Origin of the sequence: Enterovibrio calviensis DSM 14347 (assembly GCF_000621165.1) — a bacterium.
In the GTDB taxonomy this organism is placed as follows: Bacteria; Pseudomonadota; Gammaproteobacteria; order Enterobacterales; family Vibrionaceae; genus Enterovibrio; species Enterovibrio calviensis.
The window spans coordinates 352,896-377,635 of the sequence record NZ_KK211218.1; the positions used below are offsets into that span (position 1 = coordinate 352,896).

Annotated in this window: 19 protein-coding genes; 6 read left to right on the plus strand and 13 right to left on the minus strand. The window is 46.2% G+C overall.

Annotation, left to right across the window (positions count from 1 at the left end; all coding sequences use genetic code 11):
- Positions 1 to 585: 585 nt before the first annotated feature.
- From trhO to Q365_RS0122780, 3 genes are all read right to left on the minus strand, one after another.
- Positions 586 to 1,569: an oxygen-dependent tRNA uridine(34) hydroxylase TrhO gene (trhO, locus tag Q365_RS0122770; protein ID WP_028025523.1), complete on the minus strand. Its 984-nt coding sequence runs from the start codon at positions 1,567 to 1,569 to the stop codon at positions 586 to 588.
- Positions 1,570 to 1,772: 203 nt separating this feature from the next.
- Positions 1,773 to 2,186: an OsmC family peroxiredoxin gene (locus tag Q365_RS0122775; RefSeq protein ID WP_028025524.1), complete on the minus strand. Its 414-nt coding sequence runs from the start codon at positions 2,184 to 2,186 to the stop codon at positions 1,773 to 1,775.
- Positions 2,187 to 2,760: 574 nt separating this feature from the next.
- Positions 2,761 to 3,597: a calcium-binding protein gene (locus Q365_RS0122780; protein WP_028025525.1), complete on the minus strand. Its 837-nt coding sequence runs from the start codon at positions 3,595 to 3,597 to the stop codon at positions 2,761 to 2,763.
- A 476-nt stretch (positions 3,598 to 4,073) separates the two neighbouring features.
- Between Q365_RS0122780 and hrpA the strand changes: the two genes are divergently transcribed.
- The 4 genes from hrpA to Q365_RS0122805 all read left to right on the plus strand — a co-directional run bounded on the left by hrpA (position 4,074) and on the right by Q365_RS0122805 (position 11,186).
- Positions 4,074 to 7,976 carry an ATP-dependent RNA helicase HrpA gene (gene hrpA / locus Q365_RS0122785; RefSeq protein ID WP_028025526.1) on the plus strand — a complete coding sequence of 1,301 codons (3,903 nt, stop codon included), beginning with the start codon at positions 4,074 to 4,076 and terminating at the stop codon, positions 7,974 to 7,976.
- Positions 7,977 to 8,312: 336 nt separating this feature from the next.
- Positions 8,313 to 8,924, plus strand: coding sequence for a murein L,D-transpeptidase catalytic domain family protein (locus tag Q365_RS0122795; protein ID WP_028025527.1), 612 nt, complete (start codon positions 8,313 to 8,315; stop codon positions 8,922 to 8,924).
- 225 nt (positions 8,925 to 9,149) lie between these two features.
- Complete coding sequence (locus tag Q365_RS0122800; RefSeq protein WP_028025528.1) at positions 9,150 to 10,055, plus strand: DNA ligase; 906 nt, start codon at positions 9,150 to 9,152, stop codon at positions 10,053 to 10,055.
- A 126-nt stretch (positions 10,056 to 10,181) separates the two neighbouring features.
- Positions 10,182 to 11,186 (plus strand): substrate-binding domain-containing protein, encoded by a 1,005-nt coding sequence (locus Q365_RS0122805; RefSeq protein ID WP_028025529.1) that lies wholly within the window; start codon positions 10,182 to 10,184, stop codon positions 11,184 to 11,186.
- 51 nt (positions 11,187 to 11,237) lie between these two features.
- Here the strand turns inward: Q365_RS0122805 and Q365_RS0122810 are convergent, their stop codons facing one another.
- Genes Q365_RS0122810 through Q365_RS0122825 form a run of 4 tightly spaced genes read right to left on the minus strand, consistent with a single transcriptional unit; the run spans position 11,238 to position 16,961 of the window.
- Entirely contained in the window at positions 11,238 to 14,087 is a 2,850-nt protein-coding gene (locus Q365_RS0122810) for an FAD-binding and (Fe-S)-binding domain-containing protein (protein WP_028025530.1), read from the minus strand.
- Between the two features lie 2 nt (positions 14,088 to 14,089).
- Positions 14,090 to 14,764 carry a LutC/YkgG family protein gene (locus tag Q365_RS0122815; protein ID WP_028025531.1) on the minus strand — a complete coding sequence of 225 codons (675 nt, stop codon included), beginning with the start codon at positions 14,762 to 14,764 and terminating at the stop codon, positions 14,090 to 14,092.
- Positions 14,761 to 16,191, minus strand: a complete 1,431-nt coding sequence (locus Q365_RS0122820) for a LutB/LldF family L-lactate oxidation iron-sulfur protein (protein ID WP_028025532.1) — start codon at positions 16,189 to 16,191, stop codon at positions 14,761 to 14,763. Before Q365_RS0122820 ends, Q365_RS0122815 begins: the two co-directional genes overlap by 4 nt.
- The gene (locus tag Q365_RS0122825) at positions 16,188 to 16,961 is read right to left on the minus strand and encodes a (Fe-S)-binding protein (RefSeq protein WP_028025533.1); all 774 of its coding nucleotides are present in this window, start codon (positions 16,959 to 16,961) and stop codon (positions 16,188 to 16,190) included. Before Q365_RS0122825 ends, Q365_RS0122820 begins: the two co-directional genes overlap by 4 nt.
- 151 nt (positions 16,962 to 17,112) lie before the next feature.
- Here Q365_RS0122825 and Q365_RS0122830 point away from each other — a divergent pair, with 151 nt between their 5' ends.
- Positions 17,113 to 18,018, plus strand: coding sequence for a LysR family transcriptional regulator (locus Q365_RS0122830; protein ID WP_028025534.1), 906 nt, complete (start codon positions 17,113 to 17,115; stop codon positions 18,016 to 18,018).
- 69 nt (positions 18,019 to 18,087) lie between these two features.
- Here Q365_RS0122830 and Q365_RS0122835 read toward each other — a convergent pair whose 3' ends face one another.
- The 6 genes from Q365_RS0122835 to Q365_RS0122860 form a co-directional block, all read right to left on the minus strand.
- On the minus strand, positions 18,088 to 18,912 hold the full coding sequence (locus Q365_RS0122835; RefSeq protein ID WP_028025535.1) for an HDOD domain-containing protein: 825 nt from the start codon (positions 18,910 to 18,912) through the stop codon (positions 18,088 to 18,090).
- 153 nt (positions 18,913 to 19,065) lie between these two features.
- Positions 19,066 to 19,785 carry a DUF3581 family protein gene (locus Q365_RS0122840; protein ID WP_028025536.1) on the minus strand — a complete coding sequence of 240 codons (720 nt, stop codon included), beginning with the start codon at positions 19,783 to 19,785 and terminating at the stop codon, positions 19,066 to 19,068.
- A gap of 158 nt (positions 19,786 to 19,943) precedes the next feature.
- Complete coding sequence (locus tag Q365_RS0122845; protein WP_028025537.1) at positions 19,944 to 20,393, minus strand: NUDIX domain-containing protein; 450 nt, start codon at positions 20,391 to 20,393, stop codon at positions 19,944 to 19,946.
- Positions 20,394 to 20,499: 106 nt separating this feature from the next.
- Positions 20,500 to 22,134 carry a sensor domain-containing diguanylate cyclase gene (locus Q365_RS0122850; RefSeq protein ID WP_028025538.1) on the minus strand — a complete coding sequence of 545 codons (1,635 nt, stop codon included), beginning with the start codon at positions 22,132 to 22,134 and terminating at the stop codon, positions 20,500 to 20,502.
- Positions 22,118 to 22,552: a type 2 periplasmic-binding domain-containing protein gene (locus Q365_RS0122855; protein ID WP_028025539.1), complete on the minus strand. Its 435-nt coding sequence runs from the start codon at positions 22,550 to 22,552 to the stop codon at positions 22,118 to 22,120. The genes Q365_RS0122850 and Q365_RS0122855 overlap by 17 nt, the downstream gene beginning before the upstream one ends.
- A 1-nt stretch (position 22,553) precedes the next feature.
- Positions 22,554 to 23,807 (minus strand): hypothetical protein, encoded by a 1,254-nt coding sequence (locus Q365_RS0122860; RefSeq protein ID WP_028025540.1) that lies wholly within the window; start codon positions 23,805 to 23,807, stop codon positions 22,554 to 22,556.
- A 168-nt stretch (positions 23,808 to 23,975) separates the two neighbouring features.
- On the opposite strand from Q365_RS0122860, the gene cobB reads away from it, so the two are divergent.
- Positions 23,976 to 24,701 carry a Sir2 family NAD+-dependent deacetylase gene (gene cobB, locus Q365_RS0122865; protein ID WP_281173705.1) on the plus strand — a complete coding sequence of 242 codons (726 nt, stop codon included), beginning with the start codon at positions 23,976 to 23,978 and terminating at the stop codon, positions 24,699 to 24,701.
- Positions 24,702 to 24,740 lie beyond the last annotated feature (39 nt).

Below are 24,740 nucleotides of genomic sequence, written 5' to 3' on the forward strand. Positions count from 1 at the left end.
CTCTCATAGGTAGCCAACTCAAAATGTGCAATCGTTGTTCTGCTTGCAGCGATCTTTGCAAACTTTCAACAATGTCATCCGCTAGAAATTAACGCTGTTTTTCGTTCCAGAGACCCCTATTTTTGGGGCTTTTTTAGTTCGCCACCAAAACACGTTAGCAATGAAGCGAGAAACTCCTGTTATCCCAACGCGAATAACTTCTGTCCGAGCGAACATTGTCTTGGGAAGTAGGGGCGCTCTATCGTTAAATAGCTCATGGAGTGTAAATTTTTCCGACGGTAATTCTGTCTCATTTATGGTATTTGGTGAGAATTAAAAACACATGTTAACTTTTAACGTCAGCAATGTTCCGTTGTAAAAGAGCGTTATGTTATTGAATAAGCGTTTAAAAATATGGATATGTCATTGGGAATAATCGTTATAGAGGTGCGACTTGGGGAAATGGATAACTGTGTAACTTGGGCTAGTCGAGGGGGAATGTTGAAGATTGGGCGAAATACAGGGGGCTTTCAGTATTCTAGGTCTTTTTAAGTTCGAAGAAGGAGGCCGAATGGTCATTCGGCCTCTGATAAGAGATAGGAGCGACTACTTACCGCGAGTGCGTTGTTTCTGTTTTAGCAATAGCTTTTCAGCGCGCTTCATTTCTTTGTGTTTAATGGCATCAGAGCCGACATGCACTTCACCACGCTGATTAGCAAGCTGAACTTGTTTTTCCCGTTCTCTAAAGCTCGCTATTTGTTCATCACTATGTGTGCCGAAGCACTTCGGACAGCTGACACCTTGCTCAAATTGCGGAGATTGTTTGTCTTCTTCGGTGATGGGGAAGCGGCATGCATTACATAAACTGTAATCGCTTTGCTCAAGCTGGTGGTTGACGGCAACACGACCATCAAAGACATAGCAGTCGCCATTCCAAAGGCTGCTTTCTTCCGGTACTTCTTCTAAGTATTTGAGAATACCGCCTTCGAGGTGGTAAACCTCGTCAAACCCTTGTTCTTTCATGTAAGCCGTAGACTTCTCACAGCGAATACCGCCGGTACAAAACATGGCGACTTTCTTGTGTTTAGTCGGGTCCATGTTCTCTTTAACGTAGTCTGGAAATTCGCGAAACGTCTCCGTATGAGGGTTCACGGCGCCTTCGAATGTACCTAGTTCGATTTCGTAGTCATTTCGGGTATCCACCACGAACACTTCAGGGTCGGCAATCAATGCATTCCAATCAGACGGTTTCACATAAGTACCCACCACATGACGAGGGTCGATACCTTCGACGCCCATGGTGACGATTTCTTTCTTTAACTTCACCTTGGTTCGGTTGAAAGGCTGTTCGTCGCTGAAGGACTCTTTGAAATTAATGCCGGATAAACGAGCGTCTGCGTTGAGGTAGGCAAGCACGATATCTATGCTTTCACGGGAGCCCGAGACTGTGCCGTTAATACCTTCTTGCGCTAACAGTAATGTGCCCCTGACCTGATGTTTCTCCATCAACTCTGTCAAAGGTGATTGAATATCTTGGTAATCTTTTAGCTCAACAAACTTGTATAACGCACAAACTACATACTGACTCACACGGCATCCTTTAAATCACTGCGGGTTTACTTGACGGCAAATAGTGTAACTGAAAGACGCAAAGTTAAACATGCAGCAATAGTGTGGTTATTGCGGTAGGTAGAAGTGAAATAAAAGCGTACTGCTCACGTAGCGAGCAGTACAAAAAGACAATGAATTAATCGGCTCTTCATTGTCAAAAGGTATCAAGTGGATATACAGCGTTATTTTAGCGACAGGGATAAAGTGATCTCAGTTCCAGCAAAAAGACGTGAAACAGGGCACTTCTCTTTAGCGATAGCACCTAATGTCTGGAGTTCTTCATTAGTCAGGCCTTCTGCCGATACCGTAGAGAACAGTTCAATCAGTGTGATTTTTGGTCCATCATCTTCACCGAGATGTACATTTGCAGAAGTGCTTATTGTGGGAGAGTAGTTTTTTTCTGATAACAAGGCAGAAAGAAACATTGAATAGCAACCGGAGTGGGCTGCACCAATTAGCTCTTCTGGATTCGTCCCTTCTCCTGTTTCGAATCGCGATGCAAAAGTGAACGGACCCGTAACGTCACCATATTTCATTACACCGTTGCCATTTTTTAATGTCCCTTCCCAGACAGCGCTCGCATGTTGAACTGGCATATTTCATTCCTTAAAGATTGAGAATCGTATTTTAATAACTTCACCAACTGTGTGAGTCGCAAGTAGAGGTTTTCACTCGTACTTTTGTATAGTTACACTATGAACACTCACCATTGAACTATGTCGATTCTGTATATTTGTCACAAGCAAATATTTATTTGCTCGGAACAAAGAAATTCTTTTGTTACACACAGAAGATATTGTTGGAAAAGATAAACTAAAAAATATGAGGGAGTACCAGTCAAGCGGGGTTAGGTAAATCATCAAGTATCTGGAATCTTATAGAACTGGCAGAGATTCACATATTAAGTCACTAAAAATTAATAAAAAATGGAAGATGAGCTGGGTATGCTAATGCGTTGAACATTCGATTTAGACGTTGAGTTAGGGCGCTGCGATGACTAAGGCTGCGATGACTAAGAAGGAAGAATAGAAAGAAGGGAGAACTAAGACAAGAAAGGCAAAGCGCGTACCTTTCTTATCTTTTCAAGTGTTTTTACTATCAATAAGTACACCTTCAATAAACGCACATTGCGAGTTCATTGATTGAGTCACTGATGATAGTGACTAGCGGTTAAACGTTATAGAAAATGAAGTCATCCGATGAAAAATCCGAAAGCTGCGAGTTGTTAAATATCACTGAGTGGGTATCTGAAAGAGTGAGAAGCACGGTTGGTCCAGCTTGTTCAATGAGCAAGTCATCAAAAGACTCAGCCACGTTGAATAGGAAAACGGTATCGACGTCTTGCTCAAAATCGACAATACGATCGACACTTTGTTGGCCTTCCAACAGGTTGGAAAACATAAAGTAATCTTGACCTTCGCCACCAAAATAGAAGTCGTTACCACTTGTACCTACGAGATAGTCTGAACCATCATTCCCGAACAGGCGATCATTACCGATACCACCAATAAGAACATCATCGCCACTGCCACCCAATAAGGCATTGTCACCAGCCAATCCAATCAAGACATCGTCTCCGCTGCCTCCTCGAAGCACATCGTCGCCAGCGCCACCATACAGAATATCGTTGCCGCGACCGCCGACAATCGTGTCATCGCCGCCGTAAGTGGCTGCATGGTTCAATAGTGCCTGATTCTCGGCAAAGAACTCTTGAACTCCCGCGACTGCATAGCTGACGTCTGACGGTGATACCCATGAGAAGTCTTGTTCTTTGACTGATTCATACAGAGTGCTGAGGGTATCTGAAAACGTGGGATCTTCTGTCTCTAAGTATTCATCGACAGGAATGTCATCACCGAGTAACACATCGTCGCCGCTAAATCCGACAATACTGTCGTCGCCATCAAGTCCATTGATAAAGTCGTCACCAGTCGAACCCGTTAGGGTGTCATCCTCAATAGAACCTAAGCCTACATAGTCAAACTCTACGCCATACACTGTTATCATTGTTGCCTCCATTGCAAATTCATCATCTAACCTTGCTGAATTGAGTGTAGAGCTCGAGTCTTTCAGGGATGTGTCAATAAGTTGATAATCCCTTTGATAGCAAGGGCTGAAACGGATATGTCACTGCTGAGAATATGAATGTGCTTTGAAAGGTATGTACGGTAGCAAGTAACAAGATAGCGCTCGTTGAAGCCTGAACCTTTAGGCTGCTGGGCATCACGGGTTCGTAAAGGTTCGTATATATGGAAAGAAAGGAACGTTAGTCAGAAGCAAAAGCACCATTCAATGTAAATTGGCTTGCAGTGCAGATAAACAAAGCAGATACCGATTTGCTTAGTGGCTGATATTGGAGAGAGAGTTTGTTTCGGTCTGTGATAGAATCGTCGCAATTTTTAAGACGGTATTGCGCCATTTTGTGCCGCGACAACGTACCGTGTATGGATATTCACCATTAACCGCATTTCTTGGATACCGTTTTGACTGCTTCAATCCATCAAAATAACGCGAAAACCTTATTTAGTGCCCTTGATGACTGCATGCTTAGAGACAAATTTCGTCTCAGCAAACGCATCAAAGGCGCGCAACGCATTAAGCAAAACGATGCTCGTCAGGCTGTTTTCGACCAAATCGCTTTAGACATCGCTAAGTCGATGCAAGTGCGCATTCAACGACAAACCAATACCCCAAAAATCACTTACCCAGAGCAGCTGCCTGTTAGTCAGAAAAAAGACGACATTGCAGAAGCTATTGCCAACAATCAGGTAGTGATTGTCGCGGGTGAAACCGGTTCGGGTAAAACCACGCAGCTACCAAAGATCTGTATGGAGTTGGGGCTGGGTGTGTCGGGTATCATTGGTCATACTCAGCCACGTCGCCTTGCAGCTCGTACCGTTGCAACACGTATTGCCGAAGAGCTTGAATCTGAGCTTGGCAATACCGTCGGCTATAAAGTTCGATTTAACGATCAGGTGTCAGAAGCGTCACGTGTAAAACTGATGACGGACGGTATTTTGCTGGCAGAAATCCAGCACGATCGTTACTTAAATCAGTATGACTGCATCATTATCGATGAAGCGCACGAACGTAGCCTAAATATCGACTTCATTCTTGGTTACTTGAAGCAGCTGCTGCCAAAGCGCCCTGATCTTAAACTGATCATTACATCAGCAACCATTGACCCAGAGCGTTTCTCAAACCACTTCCGTGGTGCGCCGATCATTGAAGTGTCAGGTCGTACTTATCCGGTTGACGTTCGCTATCGTCCATTAGTGGAAGACAGCGAAGATACGGATCGCGATCAGCTTCAGGCGATTTTTGATGCCGTGGATGAGCTTCATGACGAAGGGCCTGGCGACATTCTGATCTTTATGAATGGTGAGCGAGAAATCCGCGATACCGCCGATGCGTTAGAAAAACGTAACCTGCGTGGCACGGAAATCTTGCCGCTGTACGCACGTTTGTCTTCGGGTGAACAAAACCGCGTTTTCCAAACCCATTCAAATCGCCGAATCGTTCTTGCTACCAACGTTGCGGAAACCTCGCTAACCGTGCCGGGCATCAAGTATGTGATTGATCCTGGTACTGCACGTATTTCGCGTTACAGCTACCGTACTAAGGTTCAGCGACTTCCGATTGAAGCGATCTCGCAAGCCAGTGCGAATCAGCGTAAAGGCCGTTGTGGTCGTGTGTCTGATGGTATCTGTATCCGATTATTCTCTGAGGAAGATTTCCTTTCTCGCCCAGAGTTCACCGATCCAGAGATCCTGCGTACAAACTTGGCATCCGTTATTCTGCAAATGACCGCTATTGGGCTTGGCGATATTGCTGCCTTCCCATTTGTGCAGCCACCAGACAGTCGAAACATTTCTGATGGCGTTCGTCTGCTTGAAGAGCTGGGGGCGCTTAAAGAAGGTAAAACCCATGATGAACACAAGCACCTAACCGAGACGGGTCGAGCGTTGGCCAAGCTGCCGATTGATCCAAGACTTGCGCGTATGGTGCTGGAATCCGCACGCATGGGTGCGCTGAAAGAAGTGATGGTGATTGCCGCCGCGCTGTCGATCCAAGATCCGCGTGAGCGCCCATCTGATAAGCAGCAAGCTTCAGATGAAAAGCACCGCCGTTTCAGTGATAAAGAATCAGATTTCTTGTCGTTTGTGAACATGTGGGATTACATCCAAGAACAACAAAAAGCGTTGTCAGGGAATCAATTCCGTAAGCAGTGTAAAAAAGAATACCTGAACTATTTGCGCGTGCGCGAATGGCAAGATGTGCACTTCCAAATTCGTCAGGTCGTGCATGAGCTAGGCTACAAGATCAATCAAGAACCAGCAGATTATCAGTCTGTTCATATGTCGCTGTTGGCAGGTTTGCTTTCACACATTGGCTTAAAAGATCAGGAAAAGAACGAGTACCAAGGCGCGCGTAACGCCAGATTCGGTATTTTCCCTGGCTCTGGCATCTTTAAGAAGCAGCCAAAGTGGGTCATGGTGGCTGAGCTGGTGGAAACCTCGAAGCTATGGGGACGTGTTGCTGCCAAAATTCAACCGGAATGGGTTGAACCGCTCGCGAAGCATTTGATTAAGCGTAGTTACAGTGAACCACACTGGGAGAAAAAGCAGGCCGCTGTTTTTGCTCATGAAAAAGTCATGCTTTACGGGATTCCAATTGTTCCAAAGCGTAAGGTCAACTACGGCAATATAGATGCTGTGGTCAGCCGCGAAATTTTTGTTCGCTCCGCGCTGGTGGAAGGGGATTGGGATACCAAGCATAAGTTCTATCACCAGAACCGTAAGCTACTCGCTGAAGTTGAAGAGCTAGAGAAAAAGTCCCGTCGACGCGATATTTTGGTGGACGATGACACCCTCTATGAGTTCTACGATCAGCGCATTGATTACAGTGTTGTTTCTGGCCGTCACTTTGATACTTGGTGGAAGAAAGTCAGCCGAGACGAACCTGAAAAGCTGAATTTCGAGAAGGCGATGCTGTTAGCGGGTGATGCTAGCCATGTGACTGAACTCGACTACCCGAACTTCTGGTATCAAGGCAATTTGAAGCTCAAGCTCTCTTATCAATTTGAGCCTGGCTTAGATCACGATGGCGTGACCGTTCATGTTCCGTTACCGGTATTGAATCAGGTTGAGCCTGATGGCTTTGATTGGCAAATTCCGGGGTTACGCCATGAGTTAGTGGTAGCGCTGATAAAATCGCTACCAAAAACGTTACGTCGTAACTTTGTGCCTGCACCAAACTATGCGACAGCCTTCCTGCAGCGCGTGACACCAATGGAAGCGCCAATACTGGATTCGCTAGAAAAAGAACTCAAGCGTATGACAGGTGTGACCGTGGTGCGCGATGATTGGCAGCTAACACAATTGCCTGAGCACTTGAAGATTTCCTATCGGGCAGTGGACCATAAGAATCGCAAACTAAGCGAAAGTCAGGATCTCTACGCGCTGAAAGATGGACTTAAAGAAAAAGTTCAGGAAACCTTATCGCAAGTAGCTGATGACGACATTGAGCAGCAGGGCCTGACAACGTGGAGTTTCGGACAACTGCCGCAAATGTATCAGCAAAAACGTGGTGGTTTTGAAGTGAAGGCTTTCCCAGCCATCATTGATAATAAAGATTCTGTTGGTATCAAGCTGTTTGAAACTGAAGAAGAGCAGCGTCAAGCCATGCAGCAAGGTCAACGTCGTTTGATTTTGCTAAATGTGCCTTCACCCATTAAGTACTTACACGATAACTTGCCGAATAAGTCTAAGTTAGGGTTGTACTTCAACCCATATGGCCGCGTGTTGGATTTGATTGATGACTGTATTGCCTGTGGTGTGGATAAGCTGATCGAAGCGCAGGGTGGCCTCAAATGGGACCCTGAGTCGTTCGGTGCGGTGAAAGAACATGTGCGTGCAGAGCTTGGCGACACAGTGGTGGACATTGCCAAACAAGTTGAGCAAATCCTGACCACAGCCTTTAGCATCAACAAGAAGCTAAAAGGAAAGATCGATTTCACCATGGCGTTTGCACTGTCAGACATCAAGGCACAAATAGATGGTCTTATCTTTAAGGGCTTTGCGACAGAGTGTGGCTGGAAGCGTTTACCTGATATTCAGCGTTACTTGAATGCAGTGGAACGCCGTTTAGAGAAATTGCCAATCGATCCAAACAAAGACCGTTTACACATGTTGAAAATTGAATCGGCGGCCGGCGACTACAAAGAGTTACTGAATAAGATCCCTAAAGGGCAGAAAGTGCCAGTGGCAGTAAAAGAAATTCGTTGGATGCTAGAAGAGCTGAGAGTCAGTTATTTTGCCCAGCAATTGGGAACCCCATACCCAATTTCAGATAAGCGAATTAAGAACGCCATCGACGCGATATAACGCCTTTACAGCGCTGTTCCACATCAGATGCAATATCCCATAAAAACAGAAGCCAGCAGCAATGCTGGCTTTCTCACTTTTTGCCGCTATGGCAAGATCTTCGCTAGCAGATGAAAAAAGCGGCAAGCTCATGCCTCTGTATTCTGCAGAACGTCACCTAAATGATGAACAAAAAGTCAGCGGCGGTGACATCCAAATTCTAACTCTTTGAATGACCATTACTATTCGTTCTCAGGCAGCGCTTGGCACGAAATTTGGTATATCAATAGTCAATATACAAAACATCTCTGTTTTGGCGAGTTGAACTTAATGATGTGCTAATTGATAGGGAACAACATGTTTAGGGCTGTAAAAGCGCTATTTGCGCTAACGTTACTGTTATTGTCGAGCAATGTGTTTGCGTCACATCTTTCTGATGCAAAAACCATGTATCGTCAACTTAATCTTTCTCATGAAGTGTCGTATGACAAGTTCAAGAAAGCATATAACCATTTCAAAACACACCGCGGCGACTCGTCTGTATTCACTTTGATTGACTACAGCAAACCGTCTTCGCAAAAAAGGTTTTGGGTGTTCGATGCAACAAAGCGAACCACGCTTTTTTCTTCGTATGTTTCTCATGGCAAAAATAGCGGTAATCTCTACGCCAAGACCTTCTCCAACCGTGTCAATTCACATCAAACATCTATCGGTGTTTTTCGTGCGGGAGAAACCTATTACGGAAAACATGGCTATTCACTGCGCTTAGATGGGCTTTCAAAAGGTATTAATGACAATGCGCGTAAGCGTGCCATTGTCATCCATGGTGCCGCCTATGCGCACCCAAAAGTCATTTCGAAAACAGGTCAACTCGGCAGAAGTTGGGGATGTCCTGCATTGCCAAGCTATTTGTCAAAAAACGTGATTAACACCATCAAAGACGGCACATACATTTACGCATTTGGTTAGCGAGTAGCCCTTCGAAAAGGGTCAGTATTCCCCGCGATCAGCTAATGCCCGATGACAGAGATTGCCTCATTAATTTGGCGCGTATCGAGATGACGCGCCATTTTTATGCATGAACCTGCAACGTGGGTAGCCTATTTTCATAGACACTCCCAGTGTGGGTTCATTTGTCTGGTACTTACGATTCTCCAAGCGAGAATGACGCTCTCGTTTTCACTTGGAGTCGTCATGAAAAAGTATGTGCTAGTCGCCGGTGCCATAACATCGGTGCTGAGTTATCAAGCCTATGTTATGGCAACGGAAAGCCAGTCGATATCCATCGAAAACAGTACGATAGTACAGAAACACAACGCGACCATTCCCATTCAACTGGCCACTGAATACCGGCTCGGTATGGCGATTGATTGGGCGGATTACTTATTCAGTGAGAAATTGGATGGGATTCGTGCGATATGGACGGGGAAGTTGCTTATTACTCGCCAGGGAAATCCAATTTCGGCGCCTGCTTGGTTCACGGATGCTTTGCCGCCCTATGCGGTGGAAGGCGAACTTTGGGCGGGTAGGAATCGTTTCGAGCACGTGATGTCAGTGGTCATGGACGACAAGCCCAATGACGATGAGTGGCAAACCATCCAGTTTATGCTGTTTGATTTACCGACTTTAGATGGAGATTTCACCACACGATTTGATGCATTGGTGAGTCTAGTGAGTTCAATTGACTCGACGCATGTTCAATATGTACCTCATTATCCTTCTTTGAGTGAGCATCACATGGAGGTATTGCTTCGAGATATTGATACCAAAGGGGGAGAAGGTCTCATGCTGCGCAAAATGTCAGGTGACTATGTAGCGGGGCGTGGCGATAACGTATTGAAATTCAAAGTATCAAAAGATGCAGAAGCGATGGTGATTGGTTATCACGAAGGAAAAGGAAAACATCTCGGTCGAATGGGCTCACTGGTGGTGAAAACAATCAACGGCAAAGTATTCAAAATTGGTACTGGCTTTAGCGATCACCAAAGAGATAATCCCCCTGAAATAGGCAGCATGGTGACATTTCGTTACAACGGATACACCAAGAATGGCATTCCCAAATTTGCACGGTTTATGCGTGTTGATGAAACCAAGCAATGATAGCCAGTGTAAAAGCGCTTCAAAGAGAATCCTTGAGTCACAGTTTGCATATAAAACATGGAAGATTTTCGAATTTGTTCAAAAACTTAACAGAGTAACTTTCGTGCTTGGTTAAGGGTTTGGAATATGCAAAAAAAGCGTCGGCCAACAATGCAAGATGTCGCTGAACGGGTAGGGGTTACCAAGATGACGGTAAGCCGTTATCTAAAATACCCAGAGCGTGTCGCTAAGGCGACTGGCGACTGTATTCAAACCGCACTGGATGACGTGGGCTACATCCCCAATCGCGTACCTGATATTTTGTCCAACCGCCTTAGTTATACCATTGGTGTCGTCCTTCCTTCATTGAGTCATCCCGTCTTTCAGCAAGTGATCCAAGGCATTGAAAAAGTGACGGAGACGTCTAAGTATCAAGTCATGGTGACCCACTGCGGCTACAGTTTGGAAGCGGAAGAACAACGTATTCAGTGCTTGCTGTCGTTTAACGTTGATGGCCTTATCCTCGCTGAGAATCAGCACTCAAATCGAACATTGAAAATGATTAAGACTGCCGGCATTCCGGTTGTTGAGGTTTTAGATGCAGATACCGACGTTGAGAGAATGTCTGTGGGGATCGACAATGAACTGGCCGCAACCTCGATGGTGAATGTAATGATTGAGCGAGGTTACAAGCACATCGTTTGTTTGAGTGCCAGAAAGGGGATCAGAACGCAAAGTAAGCTCCAAGGCTACGTAAACGCGATGGAGAGTGCTGGGTTACAGGCAAGAAGCTTGACGGCAAAATCAGAATCGTCGGTGTCATTGGCTAAGAAGATGACGCGAAAAGTCCTAGAGCGCTATACCGATACAGATGCGTTTTTCTGCACTGACGATGAGCTAGCTGCGGGTGTGTTGCTTGAATGCCAGCGACAAGACATTAATGTGCCTGAGTCCATTGGTATTGCAGGCATACATGCGTTGGACATTGGGCAATCAATGATGCCTAAGCTTGCAAGCATTGTGACACCCGATGTCGAAACCGGTGAGCGCGCAATGTTATCACTTCTTTCGATGATAGAAGGGCATAGCATGCCAAATGATACGCTGGAATTTGAGATTGACGAAGGCGAGAGTTTACTCTCGCCATACTAAACGTTTCAGCGTGCTTGGTGTTAGATCATTAAGCCAAATAATTTCGCTTAATCAACATCTTGATGACTGTGCAGTTTGATTTTTCGTTGCTTCTTCTAACAAGAACAAGATAGATCGATAAGGTATCCCGCTGTGCTGAGTTAAACCGATTTCACAGGTTCGACTGTTGCTAAAACCGCGCGTACACCCGTCTGGAATTTGCCCCTTCAGCGGATTCAATGCGGACTTATTGAGCTCCGGTGTAAAGAACCCTTTGTCACCGGCGAAACCACAACACTCAATATGTTCTGGTACAATCACTTCTTTCGCACAGGCCTGTGCGGCTTTTAGTAACGTATCACTTAATCCCATTCGTTTTGAACTACACGTTATATGAAGCATGACAGTTTCATCGAGCGGCGTGACATCCAATGCTGAAAGAAGGTGTTGAGTAATAAAGCCTGCTGGCTCAAAGATCTCCATAGGTTTATCAAACTGCTCTTTGCTCATCTTGGTACAAGGACTCGTGTCCATCAGAATCGGCAACTTCCCGTGCTGGCTGGCATGCCATAAAACGTCCTGTAGTTGGTCACTCTTCTTCTTCGCGATGTTCGCCATTCCTTTACTGTCATAAGGCATACCGCAACATTGGTCTTTCAGTGCGTTGGGGATGATCACTTGATAACCCGCGCGCTCTAGTAGTGACATTGTCACTTCTGTAAGCGGTCTGTCATCATCACTACCTAGTTCATTGCCCATATTTCGGCTGGCACAAGAAGGGAAATAGACCACTTGCTTCTCTCGGGCGATCGATGAACTTTCGACCTTGCTTCTGTTCGCTGTCGGGAAGCTTTTGTGCCAAGCGGGGCTTCGTCCTTTGGTGAGGGCGCGAAGTCCATTCACTGTTTTGTCCATGGCGTTCTCGCCCAAGGATTTTTGCATCACCTTGTTAACGTAGAGGCCGGTGCGTGTGATAGCGGTGACCGTTGAGAAATGATCTGCTGTCCAGCGCGCAATAGGTTGGTAACGCTGGTATTTGTCTATACGAATCTGTTTGATGAGATCGCCAGTGTTTATCCCGACGGGACACCTATCCGCACATAAACCTGTTGCTGCGCACGTATCCACACCAAGGTAGTCAAATGCCTTCTTGATTTCCTGATGGCGAGATCGGTTACCTTCGCGCTCAAGGCGGCTTAGCTCGCGATAAATGACGATACGTTGGCGAGGAGAAAGAGAGAGCGTTCTAGAAGGGCACACAGCTTCACAGAACCCACATTCGATACAACGATCGATAATATCGTCCGCTTTCGGCATGGGCTTGAGGTCAGTGATGTGCGCATCGGGATTGTCGTTAATGATCACGCCAGGATTGAGCAAACCATTGGGATCGAACAGCACTTTAATACGCTGCATCAATTGATAGGCGTCCGCACCCCATTCAAGCTCAACATAGGGGGCCATGTTTCGGCCTGTGCCGTGCTCTGCTTTAAGCGAGCCGCCGTATTTTACCGCCACTAAATGCGCGACGGCGTCCATGAACTTACCATAGCGCTCAACCTCATCTTGGCTTTCAAAACCCTGTGTAAACACAAAATGAAGGTTACCTTCGAGCGCGTGCCCAAAAATGATGGCTTCATGGTAGCTAAAGTCCGTAAACAAGGCCTGTAGCTCTCGAATACCCGCAGCGAGGCGCTCAACAGGAAAGGCGATGTCTTCAATGATAACGGTTGTGCCCGCTTCTCGCACCGCGCCGACAGCCGGAAACATTCCTTTTCGGATCCCCCAAAGCGTTGCAACCGTTGGTGCGTGCATGGTGAAAGCGACCTGATGCGGAATATCAAATGTCGACAGTATGGACATGATGGATTGGCACTGGGCGTTAACGGTTTCTTCTTCGCTGGCGCGAGACTCCACAAGGAGTGCGCAATGTTCTAGCGTCAATTGAGGGAGAAAGTCGGGCACACCCGCGTTGTCAGCGACCGATCTTAATGCTCGTCCATCCATCATTTCTACAGATGATACTGGGGCTTTTGACAATGCTGTGACCGCATTAGAGGCCGCTTCTATATCGTTGAAGACAAGAAGCGCTGATGCTTTGAAAGGATGCTCGATAACGGTGTTGTAAACGATCTCTGCAATAAATCCCAATGTCCCTTCGGATCCGACCATTAAGTGTGTCAATACATCCATGGGGTCTGAAAAATCAATCAGGGCATTCAGTGCATAACCCGTGGTGTTCTTAAGGCGGTACTTATGCGCGATACGCTGCTTTAACTCAGGGTCTTGGTTGACGTCATGGCAAAGGGTTTCAATTCCATCCAAAAGGTATTTGTGGCTGGTTTTAAATGCGCTAACCGACGTTGGATCTGCGGTATCAACAACCGTACCGTCATGGAACACCAGCGTCATGGAGTCAACTGTTCTATATGTGTTCTGTGCTGTGCCACAACACATACCACTCGCGTTATTGGCGGCAATCCCCCCAATTTTACAGCTATTGATAGAAGCGGGATCGGGGCCAATCTTACGTTGGAAAGGAGCAAGGTAGCGATTGGCATCAGCGCCGATAACGCCGGGCTGCAAACGTATTTTTTTGCCGCTATCGATCACTTCATGTTGTCGCCAACTGTCCGTTAACGTGATCAGAACCGAATCAGACACCGCTTGCCCAGACAGGCTCGTACCGGCTGCACGAAAGGTAAAGGGAATGCGCATGTTGCCACAGGTCGTGATGATGACAATGACATCGTCGAGCGTATCCGCCTGCACAATCAACTCGGGGATTAACCGATAGAAACTGGCGTCCGTGCCAAACGCTAGAGTACGAGTGGCATCAGTGATGAGTCGCTCGGCTGGGATCTTCTGTTGGAGCCGAGCGAGAAGCTCTGTTTTGGTATCGATTGCCATCCGTTGTGACATGGTTACTCCTTAACCATAAAGACAATAAGCCGCTTAGGTCCGTGTGCGCCATAAGCCAAGGTTTGTTGAATGTCGGCTGTTTTTGATGGCCCCGAGATGAGCAATAAGTTGGTGGGAGGTTGAGTATCCCATCCCGCTTGTATCCACCATGGTGTTGCCATCAAGTCATTGAAGTTAGAGACAATGTCACATTCACGAAGGATGGCAATATGTGTAGGGGGAACGAGTGACAGAGCTCTCGGTTCTTTTTCACCTGTGACGATAGCAAGTGTGCCTGTATCTGCGATGGCGGCGGGAATGATCGATAAGCTGGCTTCAATGTGGTTGAACAGTGTGACTTTATTGCCATCGATCGGTTGGTCATACGTTTTCACGTCACACGCCAAATCCGCGACTCGAAGCGACTCAGCAAGGGGGTTGTCTCGACCAAGCAGCAGGTTATCGAATGCATTGTCACGAAGAAAAGCGACCAGTTGTTCTTCTAGGTTGCGCTCAGTCACTGATACGATCTCGGTGTGCGCAGCGGTCATACAGCTAAGAAAGCGCTCAACACGGTTGGTTAGCTCGTTATCCTGCCATGCTTGCCAATCGGGAAGAGGCGTATCAACAACGTGTCTCGGGGCGGCGTTGAGTTTTGCGAAAATGGCCGAGCGAGCTTGGGCACTTTGATTTGTCATTTTTCCTCTCCTTTACGCTTAGCCAGTTTTGCTTTTAACGATTGCATCGCCAGCTTGGGTTTGACACGGCACTGCGTCCAATGACCAAGGTTATTGGGGATGATTCCGTTCATCTTGCGGGCGACCCCTAACGCGTTATGGTAAAGAGAAGGGTGGCTGGCCGCGTAAGCAAAGCTTTTCATCGTCAGCTTCTCGATGGTGCTTTCATCTGAATTCTGTCCACGCAAGGGCGCATTGCCTTCGGCCGTGTCGTTTTTGGCTTCTTGTCTAAGACGTTGCAGCATCGCGGGGATAGGAATTCGAACGGGGCAAACCTCTTCACAGGCTCCGCACAAACTCGAGGCGGTCACAATCGATTTCGTGTCTTCTAATCCCATCATGTGTGGCGACATAATTTTGCCAATAGGGCCGGGATAGACAGTGCCATAGGCATGGCCACCAATGCGCGTGTATACGGGACAATGGTTCATACACGCGCCACAACGAATACATTGCAGAGTTTTGCGTAACTCTTCGTCGTGATAAGCCTGAGTGCGACCGTTATCGAGCAATACGAGGTGTACCTCTTTCGGGCCGTCCAGCTCACCTTCTTTTCGAGGGCCACTGATCATGTTGAAATAGGTTGTGATGTTTTGCCCCGTAGCGGAGCGAGTCAGCGCACTGTATAGCGGCGGGATATCGGACAGGAATTCGACCACTTTTTCGATGCCCGTAATCGCTATATGGACATCGGGAATAGTGGTACACATTCTCCCATTGCCTTCGTTTTCGACCAAACATAGGGTGCCTGTTTCAGCGACAGGGAAGTTGACGCCTGAAATGCCAATGTCGGCATCTTGATAAGCCTGACGGAGCATACTCCGCCCTGTATTGATCAGGCTGTCCACATCTGTTGTTGGTGTGAAATCGGTAATGTTGTGTTCAAAGGTGTCGGAAACTTGCTGCTTATTTTTGTGAATAGCGGGCATGATGATGTGCGAGGGCGTGTCTCCATCAAGTTGTACGATATATTCGCCCATATCACTTTCAAGGCACTGAACACCCTGTTTTTCCATGTGATGATTGAGACCGATTTCTTCGCTCACCATCGACTTGCCTTTCACCATGAGCTTGGCACTGTGTTTGGCGGCGATGTCGCCAAATAAGGCGTTGGCTTCTTCAGAATTCTGCGCCCAATGAACCTGAATGCCGTTTCGTTGGCATTGTGTTTCTAGCTTTTCTAGAAGGTCGGGGAGTTTGCTTAAACAGCGTTGGCGTATCGCTTGCGCACGATCTCGAACGGTTTTCTCTTCATTGGCGTCAGGAAACGCATCGCGCCGCTTGTTTCTAAGGTAATCCATCGCACCGCGAAAATTACTTCGCAGTTCTTTGTCTTCGAGTGCGTCGTGGGCTTGTTGGTGAAACCGTACAGGGCTATTTTGGCTCATGATACTTCCCCGTTAGCCAGCGTGCGTTTCGCTAGAAATCGTGCGATATGCTGGCCTTTTAGTGGCTTGCCTTGATACTCCAATGCGCCGTTAATGTTTAACATGCAGCCCCAGTCCGCGCTGATGAGTTCAACCGCATCACTGTTGACCAGATTCTGTGTTTTGTCGGCGACCATGGCCTCACTAATATTGGGGTGTCGAACCGAGAAAGTGCCGCCAAATCCGCAGCATTCTTCTTCGTACGCCGCTTTTTTAACGTCGACGTTAGTTAGTTGACCAATCAAGTGTGAGGAATACTGGTGGACATTCATTTCGCGTCTGGCTGCGCAAGACGTATGGATGACGACGGAGGTAGGCTGGCCCTTGTCTTCGAATCTGACTCGGCAAACGTTGGTCAGAAACTCGGTAAACTCATATACGCGTTGTGCAAACGCTATCGATTGCTGCTCCAGGGGATGATTAGCGAAAAGCTTGGGATAGTGATGCAGCATCATGCCGCCACAAGAACCTGACAAAATAACAATGGGGAAAAATTCGGGAAACAGTGACATTTGATGTGCGGCGACATCGCGTGATTCTTCTGTATAACCGGAGCTGTAAGCCGGTTGCCCACAACAGGTTTGTTTTTCGACAAACACCACCTCGATACCTTGTCGTTCAAGCAACGAAATGGCGTCTATACCCGTATCGGGATCAAACATATCAACGAGGCAGGTGGCGTAGAGGTAAACCTTTTGAGGTTTTGCTGGGTAAATCCGAGCCTGTTGCATAATCCTTCCTCGTGATACTGAATCCATTGCAAACGCGAGTCCGCACACGTGCTAGGACTGCTTCCATTTATCCTTCAATGAGAATAGGGAATTGCGATAAGCGAATAAATAGCATTAAATGAATTAATTATTTCCAAAATAGAGATAATATATGCACGCTGATGATGTCATTCTATTTGCTCAGGTCGCAGAGTTAGGGTCATTTAAGCTCGCCGCAGAAAGGTTAGGCTTAGCGAATTCCGTTGTCAGCAAGCGTATTCAGCGGCTTGAACACGATCTAGATGTGCAGTTGCTTCATCGCACTACGCGAAAATTATCGCTCACAGAAGCTGGCCTTTCTCTCTTACCGACCGCAAAACAGATGGCACAGCTGAATCAAGATGTCGCTGAATCTGTGACTCAACTCTCTTCGAGTATGAAGGGAAACTTGCGCGTCTCTGTACCAACCATCTCTGGTGACCTTTTATTGGCAGAAGCCATTGCTGAGTTTGCCTCTCTGCATGATGAGCTAAGAATAGACGTAAAGCTCAGCAATCGATTTGTCGACCTTATCGACGAAGGCTTTGATCTGGCGATACGTACGGGTTACCTAGAGGATTCTAGCCTTATAGCAAGGCATATTATTGATTCACAATGGCTCGTTTGCGCCTCACCCAAGTACATCGCCAAACATGGAAAACCCGAATCGCCTGACTCGCTCGAATACCATAACTGCTTACATTACACGTATCAGTCGACTGGCGAGGGGGATTGGGAGTTCTTCATACCAGAAACCGCAGATAAGCGAATTATAAAAGTGAACGGTAATTTTTCTACGAATAATGCGGCCGCATTGAGGAAAGCTGCGCTAGCAGGGCATGGCATTGTGTATGTTCCCAAATGTTTGGTGTACCACGATTTACAAGCCGGAACATTGATGGATCTGTTTCCTCATCAAGTGGCTAAGAAATTAGGGATTTATGCCATTTACCCTTTTACACGCCATCCTTCTGAAAAGTTGAAATCACTTATTGCCCATATTCGGGAACGTTATTTATCGATGTCGCATTACTTTTAGCTTTGCCATGCTTTGAATAGAAACAACCGCCTTATGTGGCGGTTGCTTTATGGCTTGTTATATTGATGCTTAGGCGAGAGAACTTGCTAAGTCTCGACCTAAACCTCGGTTTAGATCAACAACGGAGACCAAATCATCCGTCAAGCCAAGCATGCTGTATTCAAGTTGATGATTAAGCCATGTCTGTTGTGCTTCTTCGTCGGCAAGATCATCCCAGTTTTCATCAATTTTACGCGATAGGTTGATAATCGCAGCGAGCTGGGAGAACTCGTCACCTTGCACCGCAGAGTATTGATGCGCTATTGCACTCACTAAGGTATCAGCAAATTTCCAATTCTTCGCCAACAGTCCGCCGAGCTCAGCGCCGTCAGTACCAAGCACAATCTGTTGCGCTTCAGATTTGGTTTTACCCGTTTCCATATGTAGTTCGACTTTTTGCGCCTTGTCTGGGTATACGGTGTAAATCAGCAAATCACCGATGTTGTGAAGCATACCGGAGGTAAAGGCTTCATTTTGATCTGCTTTTAGCTCTTTGGCGATAACCTTGCACATTGTTGCCACTTCAAATGTTGTTCCCCAAAACGCATTAAGGTCTAGGCCATCAATTTTTGGAAATGTACTCATCAAAGCAGACGCTGTCACAAGCGTACGAATCGGCCCAAGCCCAAGGCGAACAACCGCATCATCAACAGAAGCGACGGTGCGGCCTCTGCCAAAATGTGATGAGTTTGATAGGCGCAGAACTCGTGCACTAATCACCTGATCCAACGCGATTTTCGAAGAAATGTTATTCATGTCAGAGTTGTCGTCGTTGACGAGATCCATAAGCTCCTGAACAACTTTCGGAATTTTGGGAAGCTTGTCAACGTGAGAGAGTAAAGAGGCAGTTGTCATATTCGACTCCAAGGCTAAGACTACATGTATAAATATAGAACACGGTCTCAATTTTGGGTTGAAATATTATGACTAAGACACTGACAGGTATAAAAAACCCCGATTCAATCGGGGGTTTTATCGTGACTAATTATTTGTGCAATTCGTAATGGCTTAGGCTGGTTGCGTCGAAAGAAACGCTGACTTTCTCAGGTTAAATTGGTCAACAAGCGCTTCAACGGCTGAGTGTTCAAACTCTCTCAAACCACTGCATACCATTGTCTTTTTGCCTTCACCAATAATTTCGCCATTTTCCTTAAAACAAAAAGCTAGAGAGACGTTGCCACGTTTTCCACTCACTGACATATCAGAGCTGGTCAGTTCAACGGTAGGTGAGCAGAAATTGAGATGATGAAAATCAAGCTGCATGCTTTCGTAGATAACGAGTGGGCGGTCTGGGTTGATCATCATCCCGCTCTTTTCCATTAATGGAACCATAATGTGAGGGAAGTTCATCCCCGAAAACTTTACGTAGTTTTCAGCAACGCGGTTGGCGAGTTCTTGATCAAAAAGATTGTCTCCACTGCGAGCCATGGTGAGGTAGCATTTCCCATTGGTATCCAACACTTGCATGTTCCCTGCATTATCTTCTTTAAAGAAAAGAGGCATGTTATCCGAAACCATACCAGCAAATGACACATGCATTTTTTGGCTAATCCCAGCCTTGGCTAACAGGATTGAAAATAACAGATCGCCCGGAACACAGAAACGCTTGGAGTCTTCATCATGAATCGGGTTGTAATCACCCGCAACCAGTTTGGCAAAGTGGCTTGCTTGTTGACGAGAGAAGGTTAACTGATCGTCGTTTTGACTAAAGAAGTTATTTAATTGCATGATGTTATAGAAGGCTTTCCGGTTAATATTGTAGGCATTGTAACTGAGAGAAGAACATTTAATGGTCTAGCCAGTTTACTGTTCACGAACCAATCACCTTGGAAATGTCAGCGGTGAGACGGTGTAATCACCGATAAACCGCCGCGATAAGTTGTACGTTACATAATATGGCCTTGATATATTCGGTCAAACTGTCGGGTTTGAAACGCCTCTGTCATGGTTTTAGGGAAGAAAAGCAGTTCAGGAAGTTTATCCAATGGCATCCATACAAAACCAATTTGGTCTTTGTCAGGATTGGACGGCGCAGCGATTGAACGAAAGTCGGTTGCTTCAACGAATAGCTCAATTTGATGTAAGTGCTTCGGTAAGAATGTGGTGTCCAATTTGTCTGCAATCACTTCTCTGACAAACAGCACATCTCCCATCGTCGCTTCGCCACCTGTTTCTTCGAGGAGCTCTCGCTGAAAGGCGACATCAAGTGTTTCATTATGTTGAATGCCACCGCCAGGTAAGATGTACCACAAGCCTCGTTCATCTTTATGCTCGGCGAGTAACAGTGTGTTGTCGCGATAACAAACGGCTCTGACAGAAACGCGAAGTGGGTGCATGGTTCATCCTTGGAAATAGACAGTGGCAGGCCTAATAGCCAGAGCCTCTCATTGCATAGAGAGACCTTAGATGCAGAGTAACGCGTATGCTTGATTCACTTCAAGGTCAGGTCAACTTTGTTGTCGAAGCGGGTGTGGTTTCTTTCTTATAGAAATTGAAAAAGTTCTTTCCGTTGTTTTTAACAAAGTACATGGCTTCATCAGCTTGTTCGATGAGAGCGGATACCGAACTTTCATTGTCTGGATATAAGCTAATACCGATACTTGATCCGACACTGGCTGTTTGTTCGTGACCAATGTTGATTGGCTGTGATATTTGGAATTGAAGGTCCGTGGCTATGTCAGAGACTGCCGAATCATAGTTAGGGTTGTACGAGAACGCGATTAAAAATTCATCTCCGCCCCAACGAGCAACGACATCTGACCCACGGAAAAACTGCTTAATCCGATGGGCAACTTCGATAATGACTTTGTCACCTGCATCGTGTCCGTAAGTATCGTTGACGTATTTGAAGCCATCTAGGTCAATCATCAGCACCGCAAAACTGCGCTCTTTCTTCTGCGCGTCTATAACTGAGCTTTCTAATTTACTCATGCCCGCCCTGCGGTTAAGCAATTGAGTAATTGGGTCATGCTCAGCCTCGTAGATAATATTCTGTTCTCGCTCTGCGCGTTCAGTGATGTCATAAAGCACAACTTCCAGCAGGCTATCGTCTGGATTATTAATGTCTTCAACTTTTGAAAACAGACAATGTACCCAACGATCGGCGGCTCTCACTTTGTGTTTGAGTTGGATATCAACAGCACTGAATTGATTGCCTGGCTTCGCCCAAAAGTCTTCAATAAATTCTTTAATCACTTGAGGGTCATTAAAGAAAGCCGTGAAGTCTGTCTTAGTAAAGCGTTCTGTATCAATAATAAAAGTTTGCCCGAGTAACCTGAGTAGCGCAGGGTTGGCGACGATTAGAAGATTATTGGCATCAATCAAACCGATGCCAGCACTGGCGCGTTCGAATATAAAGCGGAATTTCTTCGACAGGTTCTCTGTTTGTGAGCGGAGATCTCGCTCGTTTTCTATTTGACTATTCACGGCGTTTAGCAAGGTATTGATATCTTTAACTAATGCGCCTATTTCGTTTTGATCATTCCCTGTGGGAACGTCGATACGCGTTGAATCACCGGGCGTGATCAAGTGAAAACGATTTGCGACGTACTTGAGTGGCTCGGTCAATATTCGGTTAACAATAAATAGCGTTAACAACGCGATAATAATGGAGTAGGCGACCAAAACAACGACTTGGACTTTGGCCAGTGATATCGCGTTGTTTTCTATATATTGCTGATTGGGATAAATGAGGAGATCCCCAACAATTTCGCTTTCGTTAAAAGGAGAACGAATAGGGTAGATCACCGCGATATCAGAACGGTTGAGGCTACCTTCGCCTTCAAATGACGCTGATAAACCAGTTTGACTTGTTAGTCTTGCAGAGGAAATGATGTCATTGGCCTCAAGCCCTCTTAACACCTCTTCGGCTAATTCTTTGTTGCCGAGGTACATTGCGATAGACGCCGTTTGCTCAACAGTAATAACAATTTGATCGATTTGATTTCTAGAACGATTAACTTCTTCGTGGTAGGACATATAGAACCAAACGACGGAAGCGATGATCGAAAAAAGGAGCGCACCACTGGCGACTCCTGAGGCAACGCGAATGTGTACTTTTTTACTGAGGATCTTCAAATCGGTATACCACTTTTAGCCCCTGAGTGAGCTCTGCTTCATGAATGTATGCAATGGCATTTTTGTTATTCTTCACGTAATCAACGACATCATTAATTGACGGGATAGTTTGCGGAGGCTCTGACTTACCCGTGAAGAGGAGGCGCGCCCAGTAAGCATTAATTTGAGCAACAGATTTGCCGACCAATTGGCGATAAAACGCTTCTCGGACAGGGCTGTCGCTCGGTAAATCCGTGGTTAACACCGATGACCCATCAGGGTAAGCATTGAAACGCCCCATATAAAGGTCGATCACTTGACGTGAAGATAAGTCAGAGACGGGGTTATCTTGATTAACAACCACAACTAGCTCTGCACGGGCTGAAGAAGCCCATGCTATCCAAGCGATTGTGAGTAGTGCTAATACAAGTCTCTTCATATCAGAATACAAACGTTAAGCTAATTGAGTAAGTATCAATGTAGCGAGGTGGCGTAATGAAAATGCCTTCATCGGTTGTCAGCCACGCTCCAAAATTATCGTCATTTAACCACGTACGTTCTACTTGCCCCTTCAGTGCGATTTGAGAGTTAAGATCTATACGAACGCCTAAACCAAGGCTTTCTTGGTCAATGACGCGCGCATCTAATGAAGCTTTAGTAAAGTTATAAAGGCCAGCAATGGCTGGAATTTGAAGGGCTTGTAGACTTGGCGCGTCTAGCTCATAGAAGTCGCCAACCGATTTTGCCCTTGAGAGAAAGCTGAAAGCTGTCACATTGTTAAACGATTTCCCCGCACTGACGTAGCCTGCGGCTAAGTCAGGAAAGAATGGCCATTCTGCATCTGTGTAGCTAAGTTCCGCTTGAAGTGTCCAGTCTCCGGTTTCATAAAACGCACCGAGCGAATAATATTGAAAGCGGGAATCGATAAAACCGAAATCTTCGTCGATATTTGCGATGGCAGGCCAAAGTAAACTGACAGTAGGATCCTGCTGAAGGGTGGATGTTAGCCCTTCGGACGGGTTACCTTCTTCTACTTTGGTAGTTGCAGCCGCACCCGAGAATAGCCAATCATCGATTGAATAGGAGAGTTTGGCACCAAGTACTGGTGACAAGGTGACATCGTACGGTTCACTCGTGGTTTCAATGGTAACATTTGATTTTCCGCCAAACACGCGGGTCTCTAGCAGACCTCCACCTATCTGATAGATGTAGGCTAAATCTGCGCCATCAATACTGGCAATCGGTATATTGGCATAGAAGTCAGTAATCGGTTTTGTCCAAAGATAAGCAAAACCTACGTCTCTGTATTCGGAAAGCATATAAAGGGGGGTGGCAATTCTACCAACACGAGCAGTGAAATTTGGTGTTGCTCTATATCTCAAAAACGCCCATGCAATGGTTTTATCTAAATCGTTCTCTATACGGTCTTGAAATACACCTTGTACGACAAAATCAACCTTCTGCGATACCTTGGCGTTGAGTTGAAGGCCAAACGCAGAACCTGTATCGGCGGCCCAGCCACCATACTGTGCGTCTTTTGTTAGGTCGTACTTGTAGCCGAAATCTTCTGTGCCTGCTTTGATGAGGCTGACATTACCAAACCCACTGACTTGAATGTGCTCGTTAGCCGAAACGGTATAGGCCGTCAGCAACAGGAGTACATTGGTCAGTAAGAGGATAGTAAAACGCAGCAAATTTAAGTTCCGGTATCAAAATAAACACACCTATTAAATATAAGACATATTTTAGATTTCACTTGTAAATTCAATAAATCAAACCAAATTCGACCATGGTCTACCATCCTTGCCCTGTTTTGCTTATATCAACAATGTTATAAAGGTTTAAGTTCAAGTAGAGAAAGGATGCTCAACATGCAATTCCCATACAAAAACATAGTGATACTGACCGGCGCGGGGATCTCTGCAGAATCTGGGATCCGTACTTTTCGTGCGCAAGATGGGCTATGGGAAGAGCACCACATCGAAGATGTCGCGACGCCGGAAGGTTTTGCGAGGAATCCAGCGTTGGTTCAGACGTTTTATAATCAGCGTAGAATTCAGCTGCAATCCGGTGTTGCCCCAAATGTGGCTCACGAAGCACTTGCCAAATTGGAGCAAGAGCTTGAAGGGACGGTCACTATCGTGACGCAAAACATTGATAACCTGCATGAGCGGGCGGGCAGTGAAAACATCATTCATATGCATGGTGAATTGCTAAAAGCGCGTTGTAGCTATTCCAATCAGGTGATTGATTGGACAGGTGACATAACCGTTGATGATGCCTGCCATTGTTGTCAGATGCCTTCACCCATGCGTCCGCACGTGGTTTGGTTTGGTGAAATGCCGATTGCCATGGATAAAATCCATGATGCCTTGCTAGAAGCCGATCTCTTTGTGTCTATCGGCACATCAGGCTCCGTCTATCCTGCTGCTGGTTTCGTTCATGAAGCATCCATTGGCGGGGCGAAAACTATCGAAATTAATCTTGAGCCGAGCGCGGTAGAAAGCGAATTTGATGACAAGCGATATGGAAAAGCGAGCGTGTTAGTGCCTCAGTTGGTGGATGAGTTACTGGCGTTGCAAGATTAAAGCTTAATTCATGTGATGACCTACGAAAGACGGAACAGA

What these genes read in the sequence shown, in the direction of transcription:
- Q365_RS0122840 (WP_028025536.1), bottom strand. Translation starts at nt 19,785, where the DNA reads ATGCAATTAAATAACTTCTTTAGTCAAAACGACGATCAGTTAACCTTC.
- Q365_RS0122835 (WP_028025535.1), bottom strand. Translation starts at nt 18,912, where the DNA reads ATGACAACTGCCTCTTTACTCTCTCACGTTGACAAGCTTCCCAAAATT.
- Q365_RS0122830 (WP_028025534.1), top strand. Translation starts at nt 17,113, where the DNA reads ATGCACGCTGATGATGTCATTCTATTTGCTCAGGTCGCAGAGTTAGGG.
- Q365_RS0122855 (WP_028025539.1), bottom strand. Translation starts at nt 22,552, where the DNA reads ATGAAGAGACTTGTATTAGCACTACTCACAATCGCTTGGATAGCATGG.
- Q365_RS0122815 (WP_028025531.1), bottom strand. Translation starts at nt 14,764, where the DNA reads ATGACAAATCAAAGTGCCCAAGCTCGCTCGGCCATTTTCGCAAAACTC.
- Q365_RS0122795 (WP_028025527.1), top strand. Translation starts at nt 8,313, where the DNA reads ATGTTTAGGGCTGTAAAAGCGCTATTTGCGCTAACGTTACTGTTATTG.
- cobB (WP_281173705.1), top strand. Translation starts at nt 23,976, where the DNA reads ATGCTCAACATGCAATTCCCATACAAAAACATAGTGATACTGACCGGC.
- Q365_RS0122780 (WP_028025525.1), bottom strand. Translation starts at nt 3,597, where the DNA reads ATGATAACAGTGTATGGCGTAGAGTTTGACTATGTAGGCTTAGGTTCT.
- Q365_RS0122805 (WP_028025529.1), top strand. Translation starts at nt 10,182, where the DNA reads ATGCAAAAAAAGCGTCGGCCAACAATGCAAGATGTCGCTGAACGGGTA.
- Q365_RS0122825 (WP_028025533.1), bottom strand. Translation starts at nt 16,961, where the DNA reads ATGCAACAGGCTCGGATTTACCCAGCAAAACCTCAAAAGGTTTACCTC.
- Q365_RS0122820 (WP_028025532.1), bottom strand. Translation starts at nt 16,191, where the DNA reads ATGAGCCAAAATAGCCCTGTACGGTTTCACCAACAAGCCCACGACGCA.
- Q365_RS0122810 (WP_028025530.1), bottom strand. Translation starts at nt 14,087, where the DNA reads ATGTCACAACGGATGGCAATCGATACCAAAACAGAGCTTCTCGCTCGG.
- Q365_RS0122800 (WP_028025528.1), top strand. Translation starts at nt 9,150, where the DNA reads ATGAAAAAGTATGTGCTAGTCGCCGGTGCCATAACATCGGTGCTGAGT.
- Q365_RS0122845 (WP_028025537.1), bottom strand. Translation starts at nt 20,393, where the DNA reads ATGCACCCACTTCGCGTTTCTGTCAGAGCCGTTTGTTATCGCGACAAC.
- Q365_RS0122775 (WP_028025524.1), bottom strand. Translation starts at nt 2,186, where the DNA reads ATGCCAGTTCAACATGCGAGCGCTGTCTGGGAAGGGACATTAAAAAAT.